The following is a 15,492-nucleotide window of genomic DNA, read 5'->3' on the forward strand; positions in this document are numbered from 1 at the left end:
CGAAACGCGAGCGTATGCGTTCTGCTAACATTTTGATTCTGCTTGCGCTGCTCGCCGGCGGCGTCTCCTGTGCGGGTGCCGGCACCCCGTCACTTCCCGGCGGCCTGTTTCCACAGCAACGCGCCGCCGGCAGCAGCCCAATCAAGCACGTCGTGATCGTGATCCAAGAAAACCGAAGTTTTGATAACTTTTTTGCGACCTTCCCCGGAGCCGACGGGACGAAGGTCGGGAAAGCGGCGCCGATGCCGACTCCGATCGCCGAGAGCTGCCCGAAGCCGATCACCCAACCGACGACGATTCCGCTAACCGAGGTCGACCTTCAGGGCCGCGGCTTCCCGTCGTCCTACGGTTATCAGACCAACGCCGATCTCGGGCACATCTACGATACCTTCCAGATCGACTTCGACAAGCAGAAGATGGACGGCTTCGATAATGAGGGTTACGGGGCGCGCGGCAGCGGCGGTCCGGCGTGCACGTATCCCTACCAGTACGTCAATCCTAAATACATCCAGCCGTATTGGGACATGGCGCAGCAGTACGTACTCTCCGATCACATGTTTCAGACGCAAGCCAGCGGCAGTTTCACCGCCCACCAGGACCTGATCGCCGCCGGCACGGGACTTTCGAGCGAAGAGGCGCTGATCGACACGCCTTCCTACTTTCCCTGGGGCTGCGACGGTGGACCAAAGCTCGTGACGGCGGTAATCAAGCGCGGAGGAAAAGTCTACGAGTACGGCGGCCCTTTCCCGTGTCTGAGCTACACTACGCTGCGCGATCTGCTCGACGCTGCGCAGGTTTCCTGGAAGTACTACGCCGTTCGGGTCTATTCGTATAAGAACTGCCCGAAGTGCCAAGGAGCCGGCATCTGGAGCGCCTTCGACGCCATCAAAGCGGTTCGCAACAGTCCCGAGTGGAACACGAACGTCTCCCACACTCCAAACGCGATCTTCGGTGACATCAACAAGAAGCAGCTTCCGGCCATCGCGTGGGTAACTCCGACCGGCGACAACTCGGATCATCCGCAGACCGGCAAGGACACGGGCCCCTCGTGGGTCGCCTCGATCGTCAACGCCATCGGCAACAGCTCCTACTGGAACTCCACGGCCGTCATCGTTCTCTGGGACGATTGGGGCGGATTCTACGATCACGTCAAGCCGCCGACGCCGCGCGATTGGCAGGGCGGTCCCGGCTTTCGCGTTCCGATGCTCATCGTCTCGCCGTACGTGAAGCCGCACGTCGTTCATACGGTCTACGAGTTCGGCAGCATCCTGCGCTTCATCGAAGACAACTGGAATCTCGGCACGCTCGGGCGTAACGACGCGCATTCGGCCAGCATCGTCAACGCGTTCGACTTGAACATGAAGCCGCGTCCCTACAAAGAGATTCCCGCGAAGTACTCGCGCTCGTTCTTCCTGCACCAGCGGGACTCGGGTGAGCCTCCCGACACCGAATGAGGCTCTACTTTCTGCGCCACGGCGTTGCGGTCGAACCCAGCGAGTGGATCGGCCGCGATTTCGAACGGCCGCTAACCCGCGAAGGCATCATACGAATGGAGCGTGAGGCGCGCGCGATCGCCGAGCTTTCGCTCGACCTCGACGCGATCGTCACGAGTCCGCTTGCGCGCGCGCGCCAAACCGCCGAGATCGTCGCGAGCCGCCTCAAGCTGCGTGAGGCGCTCCTTCTCGACGATCGCCTCGCCGGCGGTTTCGACGTCAACAGCTGCACGGCGATCGTGGCCGATCACGCAGATGCTCGCGCGCTGATGCTCGTCGGGCACGAGCCCTCCTTTAGCGTAACGGCAGGCCGTCTCGCGGGTGAGGCCAGCCTCGAAATCAAAAAAGGTGCGCTCGCCGGCATCGAACTCTCCGGCCCCTCGTCGACGCGAGGCACGCTCTTCTGCCTAATCCCGCCGAAGGTGCTGGCCGCCCTCGGCAAGGCATGATCGTCAAAGATCGTAGTCCACGGTCAAAGGCGCATGGTCGCTGAAGCGTTCGTCTTTGTAGATGGAAGCCTGCGTGACGAGTTCGGCTAAGTTGGGCGTGATCAGCTGATAGTCGATGCGCCAGCCGAGGTTGCGTTCCCAGGCCGCGGGCCAGTTCGACCACCAGGTGTACTGTTTGGCTTCGCGATTGACGACCCGAAACGCATCGACCCATCCGACCTTTTCGACGAGCGTGTCGAGCCACGCGCGCTCTTCGGGGAGGAAGCCGGTAATCAGAGCGTTGCGCGCGGGATTGTAGGTGTCCGCAATCTTGTGCGCGATGTTGAAATCGCCGCAGACGATCTGACTGCGGCCGGAGTGACGGAGGCTCGCCAGCACGGCGAGTAACCGTTCGAGGAAATCCATTTTGAACGCCTGGCGCGCCGGCCCGCTGATTCCCGACGGGACGTACAGCGAAGAGACGCTGACCGATCCAAAATCGGCTTGGATGAAGCGCCCCTCGGCGTCCATGTCCTCCCATCCGAGCGTGCGCCGCAGCGCGACGGGTTCGAGACGCGAATATATCGCGACCCCGCTGTATCCTCGGCGGCGCGCGTCGACGAAGTAACCCGTATATCCGGCAAGCGCCGACGCCTCGGCCGGCAGTTGATGCTCTTGCGCGCGCGTCTCTTGCAGGCAGATGACATCGGCATCGCGCCTCGCGGCCCACGCGAAGAAGCCGCGTCGCGCCGCGGAGCGGATTCCGTTGGCGTTTAACGTGATCACGCGCATCGGCCAACTCTTCAAATCTCCGAAGTGGCCGGCCTCTCTCGTGCTATGATGACGCCGTGAAGACTCATTCGTACGCTACGTGCCTGCAATGGACCCCGCAGGGCGAAGGCACGACGAACTACCGCAGCTATCGGCGCGACTTCACGATCGCTTCTCCGGGCAAAGCCGCGATCGCCGGTTCCAGCGATCCCGCGTTTCGCGGTGATCCGAGCCGCTACAATCCCGAAGACCTGCTCGTCGCCAGCCTCGCATCGTGCCACATGCTTTCATACCTGCATCTCTGCTCCGCCAACCGCATCGTCGTCCTCGCCTATCGGGACGACGCTGTCGGCACGATGCGCGAAAACTCCGACGGTTCCGGCGAGTTTGAACGCGTCGAGCTGCGCCCCGCGGTAACGATCGCGCCCGAAGGGGACGCAGCACGGGCGCTCGCCCTGCACGAGGACGCGCATCGCCTCTGCTTCATCGCCCGCTCCGTCAATTTTCCGGTCGAGATCAAAGGCGAGATTACGCTCGGTTGCAGGATACCCGAATTGGAGACCTAACCTCACGAGCAAAGTGTCCTCGCGGAGCTTTCCCTGAAAGGAGACCGAAAACCGCAATGAAGACCCTCGGCCGTATTGGTACCGTCATCGCTCTGAGTGCGGCGATCGCCGGCGTGGCGATGGCGCCGGCGCTCGCGGCTGCACCCGTTCTCGTCAAGAATTGCTTCATCGTTTCCCCCAAGCCGCTCAGCCATAAGGCGGGGGGAACGCAGATCGACTACATCATCTACGGCAAGAAAAACGCCGAACAGATCACCTTTGCCGTCGGTTATCGCAACTCGGCGCAGAACTTCTTGCGCACCGTAACCGACTACGGCAACTTCGCACCCGGTGTGGAGATCCAGCACCACTTTCCGCTCTACAACGACGTGACGTATTCTGGAAAGCAGGTCACGAAGTGCGTCCCCGTCAAGGTGAAGTGGAAAGATTCGACGCTCTGGATCGCGCCCTCTTCGCACTAGCGTAAGGAGAGCACGATCGACTGCAGCGGCGCCGAAGCGGCGCCGCTGCTCGTTAGCTGGCGAGAATCTCGACGAGCAGGCTCTCACGCGCGCCGGCGCAACGATCGGCGACGTCTGCCGCGATCTCGGCGTAAAGCGGCTTCGCGCACGCGATCAGCGACGGAACTTCGTAGCCGGCTCGCTTGAGCCGGGTTCGCAGATCGCGATCGAGCCTATCGAAGAACGCCGAATCCAGTTCGTTGCGCTCGGGATCGGCCTGCTCTGCCTCGAAGCACTCTCGATCCCACCAGAGCGCTTTTCCCTCGCGAAAGAACTCGATCGCGGTCAGGCCGTCGCGCCGAAGCTCCTCGTGCTCCCACTCAAACTGATCGGCAGCCACGGCAATCGCGCCCTGAAGTACGAACTCCAGGACCCGGCCGGCCAGCTCCTCGTAAGGAACGTCGGCGGCGATCGCCGTGGCCCCAATGCGAGCGGAGTACCGCACGGGCATAACGCCATAATCCTACCAGAGCTCCGTCCCGGACGTTATCCCGGAATGGCAAAGGGGCTTTCGCATTTCGGATAGACAAGAAGGAATCTACCTCCTACAATCTGCGGAGAAAGGAATCGGGTAGCATCATAATGATTTCGCCGACGCGCTTTGGCTGGGCTTGTGCAGCGTTCGCTCTCGCACTTGTCGCTGCGACCGCGCACGCTCGGGCGCAAGAGGCCACGCCGGCTCCGGCCGCCTCACCGACGCTGATGGATCGGGAATACGACGGCAATACCCACATCACGGTCGCGCCGTATATTTGGGGCCCTAGCGTTAACGCCGACTATCAGTTCACCGTGCCCGCAGGCCGGCGCTCACCGCGTCCTCCGCACTTCGTCTCGGGAAGCGTGCAGGTCACCCCGCAGCAGTACCTCGCCAAGCTGAACTCGGCGGGGATGTTTGGGCTCGACGTGCGCAAGGGCGACCTTAGCCTCTTCGGTGACGCCATCTACGTCAACGCCTCCGCGAGCGCCTCAGCATTTTCGACGATCGACGTCGGGCGAGAAGGGCGCGTCGCAATTCCGGCGACCTTCAGCACGGACGCCCATCTCTCCGCAGCGATCTGGGAGGTCGGCGCCGGCTATACCTTCGCTCACGGCCACAATGCCGATCTGAACGGATTTTTCGGCTTTCGCCAGTTCCCGGTCAACGTCTCGATATCGTACAACGCGACGGTCGGCCGGCGCGGGCTCATTGCGCCGTCGGGCACGATCACGAGCGACGAGCTCACGAGCGACGTCGTCGTCGGTCTTCGCGGACGCGCCTTTCTCGGCGACGGACACTGGTTTTTCCCGTACTACGCCGACATCGGCAGCGGGATCACGATCAACAATCAGACCTGGGAAGGCATGGGCGGCGCGGGCTATGAGTTCAATCACGGGCAGACGCTGATCGCGACGTACCGGGCGCTGAACTATAACGGCTTCCCGCCCGACAAGCACGTGCAGCACATTTCGATGGGGGGACCGCTCCTGGGTTACACGTTCAACATCTGACGAGGTCAGAGAATGGTTCAAAAATGACGACAGAGTTAAAACCGAGCTCCGCGAACGGAGCCCTCACCTACGCCGACGGGCACCCCCAAGATCGCGTCCAGTTTTTCGATGCGAAGCTGATTCTCAAGCCCGATTTCTTCTACAGCGCGCGGGGCTTCAAATCGTTCAGCGATCTCGTCGCCGAAGCCGCCGGTGCGGTCAAAAGCGTAAAATACGACGCCTTCGATCTTTCGAAGCTGCGCCCGCGAATTCGCGAGGTGATGTTCGTCGACACCGCCGATTTCCGCCTCTATAACAACTCGTTTATCCTGCGGCGCCGCACCGCCTACCAAGACGGCTTTCCAATCTCCGATCCCGAGATCGTCTTCAAGTTTCGCAACCCGGATATGAATCTCGCCGCGTCGGTCGACGTGCGTCCCAAGATCGCCGGCCCATATCGCGTCAAGTTCAAATCGGAAGCGCTGCCGCTCAGGGATCAGGTCGGCGGATTCCGCCTGCTCTTTTCGCACAACTGCATCTTTCCGGTGAGCTCGGTACACTCGGCCGATCGCACGAACCTCAAGACGATCGCGCAGGCGCTGCCCGCGGTCGCCGGTCTGATCGGCGAGATGGAGGGACGCGTCGAGCTCGTCAACTCGACGCTCGTCGAAGAGGTGCTGATGGATCTCGGGACGATCGACTTCGGCAAGGGCATCGTCGCAAAAGCAAACGTTTCCCTGTGGCGGTCGCTCGGCGACCACAAGGTCATGTGCGGCGAGTTCGCCTATCAAACGAAGTTCGATCGCCGCGAGGACGTTCACCAGCTCGTCAAAACGCGCGTAGAAGAGCTCTTCATCAAGCTGCAGTTGATCGCGACCGGTTGGCTCTACCTCGGCACGACAAAGACCGGTCTCGTCTATCGCTTGAAAGGCAATCCTCCGCAAGCCCATGAGTGAGGCGGCCGTCAAAGCCAAAGGCTTACCGCTCAAAGCGAGAGTCTCGCCGGCCGACATCTTTCTGGTCTTTTTGAAGATCGGCGCCATCAGCTTCGGCGGCGGAGTCGTCGCGTATCTGCGCAACACGCTGGTGCGCGAGAAAAAATGGTTCAGTGATGACGAGTTCTTGGAAATGACCTCGATCAGCAATACCCTGCCCGGCCTCAACGCGACGAACATCGCGATACTCGCCGGTGACCGCCTCTACGGCACGGCCGGCGCGATGCTCGCGCTGCTCGCTATCTGTTTGCCGGCCTTCTTCTTCATGACCGCCGCAGGAATGGCGTACAGCAACGCTCATGCCCGCCCGTATGCGACCGCGGCGTTGCGCGGGGTTGCGGCGGCGGCCGTCGGTCTGCTCGCGTCGACCTGGTTTCAGATCGGCAAGAAATCGCTCAAGGGCTTCTACGACGCGCTCTTCGTGCTGGCCGCCGTGCTCGGGATCAACTACTTCAAGCTGGGCGTGCCGGTCGTCTTGCTCGTCGTCGGCGCGGTCGCGATCTTTACCTATCGTCCGCACGTCAAGCCGGAACCGCCCGCCGAAGCGGAGGATCAATGGATCAGATCCCTGCACTGATTCGCGTCTTCTCCTATCTCTCGCTGCTGACGATCGGCGGGGGAATGGCCGCGTTTCCCGAGATGAAAGTGCTGGTCGTTCACACGCAGCACTGGCTCACCGAAGAACAGCTCATCCACGTCTACAGCACCGGGCAGATGTCGCCTGGGCCCAACATGATGATGGTCGCCGAGATCGGGCAGCTTGTAGCCGGCCCGTTCGGCGCGCTCGTCTGCGCGCTGGCCTTCTTCATCCCGACGGGAATCCTGACGTTCGGCGTCGGCCGCCTTTGGCGGCGGCTCGCCGGCTGGGCGTGGCGCGATTCGATTCAGAAGGGCCTGGGAACCGTGGCGATCGGGCTGGCAATCGGCGGGCTCATCACCTTCGGAAAGAGCGCGATCACCGGATGGATCCCCATCGTCTTGGCGCTGCTGACCTTCGTCGTGCTCAATCGAACGAAGCTCAATCCGATCTGGTTGATCTTGGGCAGCGGGGTCGTCGGCGTCTTCGCGCTTCGTTAGCATGCCATCCTCGGTGCAGGCGGTGCTCTCGCACGTCCCGATCCTGATCGCTCTTCCCCTCTTCGTTCTGCTCTTTGCAGCCGGCGGCGTCACGGCGCACGCGATCTTCCGCCGTTTCGTTTCGCAGCAGAGTCTGATCGAAGGCCATGAGGTCGCGGGCTTTATCATCGCGGTCGTCGGCGTGCTGTACTCGGTGGTCATCGGCTTTCTGGTGGGCGCGGTGTGGAGCGATTTCTCGACCGCACAAGAGACGAGCAATACCGAGGCTGGGTACGTCTCGGATGCGTACAATTTTGCCGGTTTGCTCGTTCAGCCCGAACGCAGGGAGCTGCAGCGGCTGATTGCGCGCTACGCGATTCACGTTCGCGACGTCGAGCTGGCAACGTCGCAAAGCGGCGAGGATCAGACGTCGGTCGCGCTTTTGCTGCACGCGGTGCGGCTAACGGCAACGATGCCTCCACCGCCGGAGAGCGAGGGCATCGGCCGTATTCTCGAAAACAACACGATCCGCACCGAAGTGCTGCAAAGTCTGCGCGTAGTCGGCGACACGCGCCGTCAGCGTTTGATTCAATCGCAGGACCGGCTGCCGCCGGGCATGCTCGAGGCTTTGACGCTCGGCGCGGTGATGGTCATCGCCTTCGCCTTCTTCTTTGGCGTCGAGGGATTCTTCAAGCAGATGTTGATGACCGCACTTTTGGCCGGATCGATCGGCCTCTTCTTCGGCCTCGTCATCGAGCTGAGTCTGCCGTACTCCGGCGCCGTTCAAATCTCGCGCGATGCGTGGAACGACGTCATCGCGAACAACCACTTCGAGCAGCTATTTTAGCTCGAGGTGCCCTCCGAACTCATAGCGCATCGCCGAAAGCACGCGATTTGCAAACTCCGCGTTTCCACGTGAGGTGAAACGCTCGAAGAGCGCGTCGGTCAGCACCGCTGCGGGCACGCCTTCGTCGATCGCCGCCTTGACCGTCCAGCGCCCCTCGCCCGAATCCGAGACCCTCCCCTCAAACTTCGCGAGCTGCGGATCCTCCGTCAGCGCGGCCGCGGTGAGATCGAGCAGCCACGAGGCGATGACGCTGCCGCGCCGCCAGACTTCGGCGATATCGGTTAGATTGAGATCGTACATATAATCTTGCGGATCGCGTAGCGGCGTTATCTCCGCGCTGGCGACCTGCTTCTGCTTGCCGATGTTTGCGCTGCGCAGAATGTTGAGCCCCTCTGCATAGGCCGCCATGATCCCATACTCGATGCCGTTGTGCACCATTTTGACGAAGTGCCCCGCGCCGCTTGGTCCGCAGTGCAGGTAGCCCTGTTCCGCGGTACCGCCGAGCCTATCGCGACCGGGCGTCCGCGGGATCTCGCCGCGGCCCGGCGCCAGCGCCGCAAAGATCGGATCGAGCCGCTTGACCGCCTCGTCGGCACCGCCGATCATCATGCAGTAGCCGCGTTCGAGTCCGAAGACGCCCCCGCTCGTGCCGACGTCGAGATAGTCGATGCCGGCCCCGCGCAACGCCGCCGCGCGGCGAATATCGTCGATGTAGTACGAGTTGCCGCCGTCGATCAGCGCGTCGCCTCGCTCTAAGAGCGGGGCGAGCTCGGCGATGCTCGAGTCAACGACCGAAGCTGGGACCATCATCCACGCACTGCGCGGCTTCTCGAGTCGCTTCACGAACTCGTCGAGCGACCAGGCACCAACGCCGCCGTCGGCGACCAACGCCTTCACCGCATCGGCGTTTGGATCGTAACCCACGCAGGTGTGGCCGGCGCGCATCAAGCGGCGCACCATGTTTGAGCCCATTCGCCCGAGACCGATCATTCCAAGCTGCATGACGGCCTGTTTACCGCCGGGCTTTCGCCGGGCCCTGCCGCGCGGTGCGCCTAATGCTTGAATGCAACGGCGAGAATTGTGCTAAGCCAGGTGACGACGATCAGCGACGTCATCCGCCATTGCAACCCGTCAACCTTTTTCCCGAGGTCGTCGATGCGGACGCCGATCTGCGAGAACCGGGCGTCGATCTGCGAGAACCGGGCATCGATCTGCGAGAACCGGCCGTCGACCTGCGAGAACCGGGCATCGATCTGCGAGAACCGGCCGTCGATCTGGGCAAAACGGGAATCCAGCGTCGAGTTGAGATCACCCAGCCGCTTGTCGAGTTGCTCGTAGGCACCTTCGAGATGCGCCATGCGTATCTCGTTCGGCTGGGCGCTCATGCGTACATCTTATCCCGCTGCGGGCGGCTGACGGAAAGTGCCCCATGGCGCCGAAGCGAGCAGCGTGCCCGAACTTCCCGACGTTACCGCGTACGTGACCGCGCTGGAGGCGCGGATTATCGGGCAGCCCCTCGAGCGCGTCACCATCCGAAAACCGTTCGTGCTGCGCACGCTCGATCCGCCGCTCGCCAGCCTCGAGGGGCGCGTCGTCAGCAAGATTCGCCGCATCGGCAAGCGGATCGCGATCGGCTTGAAAGGCGATTTTTGGCTCGTCATTCATCTCATGATCGCCGGGCGGCTTCACTGGAAGGCTGCCGGTGCCGCAGGCCCCAGCCGCGCGACCCTTGCTGCGCTCGACTTTCCCAACGGCACGCTCGTACTGACCGAGGCCGGCAGCAAACGGCGAGCCTCGCTTCACGCGTTCTCGAGCTGGAAGGACGCGCTTTCGCTCGATGCCGGCGGGATCGATCCCCTGCAGACCGATTTTGCCGCCTTCCGCGCGGCGCTCGAAGCCGAGAACCACACGCTCAAGCGCGCGCTTACCGATCCTGGCGTGCTCGACGGCATCGGCAATGCCTATTCCGACGAGATCCTTCACGCCGCGAAGCTTTCGCCGGTGCTGCTCACGCAAAAGCTCGGTGACGCGCAGTGGAAGCGCTTGTACGATGCAACGCAGGCGACGCTTGCGCTCTGGATCGATCAACTCGGTGCGACGGCGGCGACTGACTTTCCAGAACGCGTCACCGCGTTTCGCGAGGATATGGCCGTACACGGACGGTACGGCAAGCCTTGTCCGGTCTGCGGCGAAAACGTCCAGCGCATTCGCTACGCAGATAACGAAACCAACTACTGCCCGCGGTGCCAAACCGGCGGCCGCCTTCTGGCGGATCGCGCGCTGTCGCGGCTGCTGAAATCCGACTGGCCGCGGAGCCTCGAGGAACTCGAAGCCCTCAAACGTGGAGCGCACGCGGAATGACCGAACGGCAAAGGCTCGCATCGTTCGTCGGGCGATTCTCGCCGGAGATTGCCCGCCTCGCGCGATCCGCTCTCGCTTCGATGCGAACCTATCTGCCGGGCGCCTTCGAGCTCGTCTACGATAACGCGTACGCGCTCGTCGTTGGCTTCGGCCCGAGCGAACGCCCTTCGGCGGCGCTCTTCTCGATCGTGATCTACCCGCGCAAAGTCAGCCTATGCTTCCTCTACGGTGCGCGTCTGCCCGATCCCGAACGCCGCCTTGCCGGCGGCGGAAAGCAAGTGCGGCACATCCAAGTAGACGGCGCGAACACGTTAAAAGAGCGCGCCGTCCGCGCGCTGCTCGATGCCGCCGTCGAAGACGCCGGGAATCCTTTTTTCGGCGCGCCGCGCGGCAGGGTGATCGTTCGCGCGGTTTCGGCCCGGCAGCGGCTGCGCCGGCCGAGCTAGGCGCTAGGGAACGAGCGTCGATTGCCGATGTGGCTACCCTGTTCCGGACGGGACGAGTTCGCCAGGCTCGTCTGGCTGCCGCGGCTCATTCAAAAGGCTCGCCGCTTCGCGCAGAGCTGCGCCCGCGGCGAGGACCTGATGAACGGCTACTGCTACGGCGACAACGACGTCGCCGATCGCGCCTTGCTCGACTTTCTGAAGCTGGACGACGCAACCGTGCTGCGGGTCGTCGAGGCGCATCCGCTCGACGAAGAGGCAGCCCGCGAGCTGATCGAACGCAGCGGTCGGACGCTCGAGGAGCGCCGCCGCTTCAGCGCGTCGCTGCGCCGGCGGCTCTTTAACTTTACGCTGCTGGAGGCCGACGAAGAGCGAATGGCGCCCGGACTGAGCCGCTGGGTGCTTGCGTTCTTTTACAACCGGGTCGTCATGCCGCCGTTTTATCTTTGGTTCGGTTACGTCGAGCGCAAGCGCCGCAGATGAACCGGCGCCGCCGCGCAGGCGGGCTCGAGCGATTCGCGGAACCGCGCCTCATGATGCCGCGCTCTTTTGCCGTTATTTCATTGCTCTCATTTGCGGGTTGCGCCTCCGGTGCGCAACCGCCGCTGCCGTACATGCGTGCCGGCAGCGCGCTCAAAGCGACCAATGCAACGGGGGCCGGCAAGATCGCCCACGTCATCTACGTCGTGCAGGAGAACCGCAGCTTCGACAATCTTTTCCAAGGCTATCCGGGCGCCGACACGGTCTCATCGGGCAAGAACTCGTACAATCAAACGATTGCGCTGAAGCCCTCGTCGCTAAAGAACATCTACATCATCGATCACTCGGCCGGCGCGATGTTTGCCGCCTGTAACGGCACATCCGGCCTTCCCGGTACGAACTGCCGGATGAACGGCTTCAACAACGAAGGCTCCTACGAAGGCGGACAGAACCCAGAGTATGTCTACGTGCCGCACCGCGAGTCGAAGCCATACTTCGACATGGCGCACGAATGGGTGGTCGGCGACAACATGTTTCAGTCGCAGCTCGACGAAAGTTTCGTGGGGCATCAGTATGTGATCGCCGCGCAGGCGCAGTCGAGCGTCAATCTTCCCGACTCCTACCTCTGGGGTTGCGCGGGAGGGCCATCCGACGTCGTTTCGACGATCACGCAAGATCGCAGTCCCTACGGTCCGGCGCAGCAGGCCTGCTTCGACTATACGACGCTCGGCGACGAGCTCGACGCCGCGCACCTAACGTGGCGTTTCTACGCGCCGAGATATGGGAACGACGCGGGCGGAAACGGCGGAACCTGGTCCGCGTATCAGGCGGTCCGGCACATCTTTGACGGCAAAGACTGGAAGAAAGACGTGATCTCGCCGAACTGGCGTTTTCTCACCGACGTTCGTGCCGGTAAGTTGGCGAACTTTACCTGGATCACGCCCGAATGCGCGGAGTCCGATCATCTCGAGTGCGGCGGCGGCTACGGCCCGTCGTGGGTCTCGGCGATCGTCGACACGGTCGGCCAGAGCAAGTTCTGGGACTCGACCGCCATCTTCGTTCAGTGGGACGATTGGGGCGGCTTCTACGATCACGTCGCGCCGCCGTATGAAGACTACGACGGCGTCGGCTTCCGCGTCCCGCTGCTCGTGATCTCGCCGTACGCCCGGAAGAACCACGTCTCGCACACGCGGTACGAAACCGCCAGCGTCCTACGCTTCGCCGAAGACCTCTACGGCCTCAAGCAGATGGCCGCCGCCGATGCGCGCGCGAACTCCCCGGCCGACAGCTTCGACTTCACCCAGAACCCGCGTCCCTTCGTGAAGATCGCCGCGCCGTATCCGGCACATTTCTTCATCCGCCACAACTTCGGCGCCAGCAGCTATTTCGCGCCCGACTACGAGTAGCGCCTCAGCCGGTCAGCGGAATCCCCAAAAGAATACGGCGATTCCGCACGCGCCCGACGCCAGGCTCACGTACCAAGTCGGCTTAAAACGCGCGAGCGCCGCTACGGCGCCCAAGGCAATGCCGACTTGCAGCAGCGCGACCGCGTACTCGAAGAAATGGTGCCGCTCGACTTGCACTGCCGAGTCTTCCTCCAGATGCCGGGCTCGCGCGGAGAGGGGCTTCTCCTTTGCAGCTTCTTTGGCGATCTCAGCGCGGTACGCACCGATTCGTCCAACGTTCTTCGAGCCCCGGTCGATCAACGCGTCGAGTCCCACCGTGTAGATGTGCTCTTTTTCGCGGGACGCTTGGTACTCGGCCCACGTATCGGCCGCTTTGATCTGGGCGATCATCGCCTCGTTGATCAGCGCTCCGGAACGAAGCGCGGCGATCGCCGCAATCACGGCGAAGATCGCCGCCGTCAAGCCGACATATTTCACCCATGCGTTACCGCGCTGCTCTTTGCGCAGCTCTTCGACTTCTTCGTGCGCCTCGGCGATCTCTTCTTGCAGACGGTGCGGCTCGACGTCCATGTGATTGCCCATGCCTAGGAAGCCTGGACCTTCGTTCCGTTGACCCAGGTTTCGGAGATTTTGATCTCGCCGAGCTTCGCTGGATCGGTCGCAAGCGGGTTGCTTTCAAGCAGCACGAGATCCGCGTACTTCCCCGTTTCAAGCGAGCCGGCTTTATCGCCGAGCCCGCACTGGGCCGCCGCGACCGTCGTCATCGCTCGCAAGCCCGCCTCCAAGGGAACGCGCTGACCCTCGCCGATCACCGAGTTGTCGATCGCGCAGATGCGGGTGACAGCCGTGCCGATCTCGCGCAGCGGTGAGATCGGCGAGCACGGGCAGTCGCTGTGGATCGAGAATGGAATTCCCGCGGCAAAGAAGTCGTGCGTGGGATTGAAACGGCTGGCCCGCGGGGCTCCGAAGATCTGATCTCGATAGGCCGCACCGTAGTAGTAGACATTGTTCATCAGGTGGCTTGGCTGCACTCCGAGGCGCTTCATTCGCGCGATCTGATCGGCGTTGGCCAGCGTACAGTGTTCGATTCGATTGATCCCTTCGGGCGGTGGTACGGAGCCGTACGCCGCTTCGATCGCGTCGAGTGCGCGCTCCAGTGAAGCGTCGCCGTTGCAGTGAATCGAGACGGGCCAGCCGCCTTGTTTGACTTTAACCACCAGTCCGTTGAGCTCGTCAGCCGTATAGTTCGCCAGACCGACCGACGTGCTGTTCAGATACGGCTGCAGTTGAAAGGCCGTTTCTTGCTGCGGCGATCCGTCGGAAACGATCTTCACCGCGTAGAATGAGAGCAGCGTACCGGTGATCTCCACCGCCTTGGCACCCGGCTTGCCGTACTGCGCGACGAACGTGTTGGCAACGTCCAAGAACTCGACCGCCGGGCTTGCACTATAACGAACGGGAGCGGCCGCCATCACGGCCTTGTACGCTTCGAGCGCATCGGGCGTCGGCGCGTAGGCCCCAGCCTCGTGCACCATCGTGATGCCCAGCGCAGCGCTCTGATTGAGAAACTCTTTGACCGAGCTGGAGACGAGATCGAGCGTCAGCTTCGGGAGGCCGAGCATGAACTTCACGAGCGCCGGCGGTTCGAAGATCATGCCGTTGAGATTGCCGGCGGCGTCTTTGCCGAAGTGGCCGCCCCCGGGCAGCGGGCCGGTCGATGCCGTCACACTCGCTGCCTTGAACGCCGGGGTATTCGCCGTCGCCGAATGCATGCTGATGTAGTAGACGAAGATCGGATGCTGGGTCGACACCGAATCGAGCTCGGCCATCGACAGATCTCCGCCCTGCAAGACGTTGTCGTAGTATCCGGCGTAGACCCACTGGCCCGCCGGCAGCTGCGCAATCTTTTGCTTGAGCGCCGCCAGCACGTCGGCTTTGGTTTTGTAGCTGTCGTAGCCGACGTTGCTCATCTGCGTGAGCATGATGCCGCCGGGAATCGGGTGCTGGTGCGGATCGATCAGCCCCGGCATCAGGGTGCGGCCCTGCAGGTCGACGCGGCGCGCTCCCGAGCCGGCCGCCGCCTGCGCCTCCGCTCTCGTGCCGGCTGCCACGATCTTATTGGCCGAGATCGCGACGGCCTCGACGAGGCGCATTTGCTCGTCCATCGTCACGATCGGGCCGCCAAAAAACACGGTCGCACCGCTCCCTGCGGCGGCAATTCCGCGATGCGGAAGCCCTGCAGCGGCGACCCCCGCCGCCGCGGCTGAGGCCGAAAGAAAACTGCCGCGCGTCATCTGCGCGCGAAAAAAGCCTTCGATCCCAAAGAGATCGCCGATGCAACTCTTACACATATCGGCCGGGTGGTTGTTTGTGCTTGCCTTACCCTCCTTTGCCTCCCGGTCCCGTCGCGGGGAGGAGGCCCATGCTTGGGGCGGTATTAGGCACCCCGAACTCACGGCTTAAGGGAACCTCAAAGCTGATACGGCCTTGAACCCGCACTGGACCGACACGTTTGTGGTACCGCCGCGGATCCCCGGTGTGAACGGAACGTTCAAGCCCGGCTCGATCGAAGCGCTCGTCGACTTTGGGAGCCGCGCCATCCGCGGAATGTTCGTCTTCCACTGCCACATTCTCGATCACGAAGACGCCGGCATGATGGCGAAAATTCAAGTGCTATAG

At 62.7% G+C, this 15,492-nt stretch carries 20 protein-coding genes; 14 read left to right on the plus strand and 6 right to left on the minus strand.

What is annotated here, in order from left to right:
• Positions 1-14 precede the first annotated feature (14 nt).
• Together VGG51_01915 and VGG51_01920 are read left to right on the plus strand one after the other, a co-directional pair.
• Complete coding sequence (locus VGG51_01915; protein HEY1881782.1) at positions 15-1,454, plus strand: alkaline phosphatase family protein; 1,440 nt, start codon at positions 15-17, stop codon at positions 1,452-1,454.
• The gene (locus VGG51_01920) at positions 1,451-1,942 is read left to right on the plus strand and encodes a histidine phosphatase family protein (protein HEY1881783.1); all 492 of its coding nucleotides are present in this window, start codon (positions 1,451-1,453) and stop codon (positions 1,940-1,942) included. The genes VGG51_01915 and VGG51_01920 overlap by 4 nt, the downstream gene beginning before the upstream one ends.
• A 3-nt stretch (positions 1,943-1,945) precedes the next feature.
• Here the strand turns inward: VGG51_01920 and VGG51_01925 are convergent, their stop codons facing one another.
• Positions 1,946-2,728, minus strand: coding sequence for an exodeoxyribonuclease III (locus tag VGG51_01925; GenBank protein HEY1881784.1), 783 nt, complete (start codon positions 2,726-2,728; stop codon positions 1,946-1,948).
• A 41-nt stretch (positions 2,729-2,769) separates the two neighbouring features.
• Between VGG51_01925 and VGG51_01930 the strand changes: the two genes are divergently transcribed.
• Together VGG51_01930 and VGG51_01935 are read left to right on the plus strand one after the other, a co-directional pair.
• Positions 2,770-3,258 carry an OsmC family protein gene (locus VGG51_01930; GenBank protein HEY1881785.1) on the plus strand — a complete coding sequence of 163 codons (489 nt, stop codon included), beginning with the start codon at positions 2,770-2,772 and terminating at the stop codon, positions 3,256-3,258.
• A gap of 56 nt (positions 3,259-3,314) precedes the next feature.
• A complete protein-coding gene (locus VGG51_01935; protein HEY1881786.1) occupies positions 3,315-3,719 on the plus strand; it encodes a hypothetical protein in 405 nt (134 codons plus the stop codon).
• Positions 3,720-3,771: 52 nt separating this feature from the next.
• On the opposite strand, the gene VGG51_01940 is transcribed toward VGG51_01935, so the two are convergent.
• On the minus strand, positions 3,772-4,209 hold the full coding sequence (locus VGG51_01940) for a hypothetical protein (GenBank protein ID HEY1881787.1): 438 nt from the start codon (positions 4,207-4,209) through the stop codon (positions 3,772-3,774).
• Between the two features lie 131 nt (positions 4,210-4,340).
• On the opposite strand from VGG51_01940, the gene VGG51_01945 reads away from it, so the two are divergent.
• From VGG51_01945 to VGG51_01965, 5 genes are read left to right on the plus strand one after another with little or no spacing between them, the layout of a single operon-like run.
• Entirely contained in the window at positions 4,341-5,246 is a 906-nt protein-coding gene (locus tag VGG51_01945) for a hypothetical protein (GenBank protein ID HEY1881788.1), read from the plus strand.
• Positions 5,247-5,269: 23 nt separating this feature from the next.
• Complete coding sequence (locus VGG51_01950) at positions 5,270-6,181, plus strand: hypothetical protein (GenBank protein ID HEY1881789.1); 912 nt, start codon at positions 5,270-5,272, stop codon at positions 6,179-6,181.
• On the plus strand, positions 6,174-6,797 hold the full coding sequence (locus VGG51_01955; GenBank protein ID HEY1881790.1) for a chromate transporter: 624 nt from the start codon (positions 6,174-6,176) through the stop codon (positions 6,795-6,797). The genes VGG51_01950 and VGG51_01955 overlap by 8 nt, the downstream gene beginning before the upstream one ends.
• Positions 6,776-7,297: a chromate transporter gene (locus tag VGG51_01960; GenBank protein HEY1881791.1), complete on the plus strand. Its 522-nt coding sequence runs from the start codon at positions 6,776-6,778 to the stop codon at positions 7,295-7,297. The genes VGG51_01955 and VGG51_01960 overlap by 22 nt, the downstream gene beginning before the upstream one ends.
• 1 nt (position 7,298) lies before the next feature.
• Positions 7,299-8,123, plus strand: coding sequence for a hypothetical protein (locus VGG51_01965; GenBank protein HEY1881792.1), 825 nt, complete (start codon positions 7,299-7,301; stop codon positions 8,121-8,123).
• Here the strand turns inward: VGG51_01965 and gnd are convergent.
• Together gnd and VGG51_01975 are read right to left on the minus strand one after the other, a co-directional pair.
• Positions 8,115-9,125: a decarboxylating 6-phosphogluconate dehydrogenase gene (gnd, locus tag VGG51_01970; GenBank protein HEY1881793.1), complete on the minus strand. Its 1,011-nt coding sequence runs from the start codon at positions 9,123-9,125 to the stop codon at positions 8,115-8,117. The genes VGG51_01965 and gnd overlap by 9 nt on opposite strands.
• Positions 9,126-9,175: 50 nt before the next feature.
• Positions 9,176-9,508, minus strand: coding sequence for a hypothetical protein (locus tag VGG51_01975; GenBank protein ID HEY1881794.1), 333 nt, complete (start codon positions 9,506-9,508; stop codon positions 9,176-9,178).
• A gap of 64 nt (positions 9,509-9,572) precedes the next feature.
• On the opposite strand from VGG51_01975, the gene VGG51_01980 reads away from it, so the two are divergent.
• The 4 genes from VGG51_01980 to VGG51_01995 are packed head-to-tail and all read left to right on the plus strand — an operon-like array spanning position 9,573 to position 12,813.
• Positions 9,573-10,484, plus strand: a complete 912-nt coding sequence (locus VGG51_01980; protein ID HEY1881795.1) for a DNA-formamidopyrimidine glycosylase family protein — start codon at positions 9,573-9,575, stop codon at positions 10,482-10,484.
• Positions 10,481-10,930: a hypothetical protein gene (locus tag VGG51_01985; GenBank protein ID HEY1881796.1), complete on the plus strand. Its 450-nt coding sequence runs from the start codon at positions 10,481-10,483 to the stop codon at positions 10,928-10,930. The genes VGG51_01980 and VGG51_01985 overlap by 4 nt, the downstream gene beginning before the upstream one ends.
• A gap of 27 nt (positions 10,931-10,957) precedes the next feature.
• Positions 10,958-11,410, plus strand: coding sequence for a DUF5069 domain-containing protein (locus tag VGG51_01990; GenBank protein HEY1881797.1), 453 nt, complete (start codon positions 10,958-10,960; stop codon positions 11,408-11,410).
• Between the two features lie 50 nt (positions 11,411-11,460).
• Positions 11,461-12,813, plus strand: a complete 1,353-nt coding sequence (locus VGG51_01995) for an alkaline phosphatase family protein (protein ID HEY1881798.1) — start codon at positions 11,461-11,463, stop codon at positions 12,811-12,813.
• A gap of 12 nt (positions 12,814-12,825) precedes the next feature.
• On the opposite strand, the gene VGG51_02000 is transcribed toward VGG51_01995, so the two are convergent.
• Both VGG51_02000 and VGG51_02005 read right to left on the minus strand, forming a co-directional pair.
• Entirely contained in the window at positions 12,826-13,395 is a 570-nt protein-coding gene (locus VGG51_02000) for a DUF4337 domain-containing protein (GenBank protein HEY1881799.1), read from the minus strand.
• A 2-nt stretch (positions 13,396-13,397) separates the two neighbouring features.
• Positions 13,398-15,164, minus strand: coding sequence for an amidohydrolase (locus VGG51_02005; GenBank protein ID HEY1881800.1), 1,767 nt, complete (start codon positions 15,162-15,164; stop codon positions 13,398-13,400).
• A 136-nt stretch (positions 15,165-15,300) separates the two neighbouring features.
• On the opposite strand from VGG51_02005, the gene VGG51_02010 reads away from it, so the two are divergent.
• The gene (locus VGG51_02010; GenBank protein HEY1881801.1) at positions 15,301-15,492 is read left to right on the plus strand and encodes a multicopper oxidase domain-containing protein; all 192 of its coding nucleotides are present in this window, start codon (positions 15,301-15,303) and stop codon (positions 15,490-15,492) included.

Source organism: Candidatus Cybelea sp. (assembly GCA_036489315.1).
In the GTDB taxonomy this organism is placed as follows: Bacteria; Vulcanimicrobiota; Vulcanimicrobiia; order Vulcanimicrobiales; family Vulcanimicrobiaceae; genus Cybelea.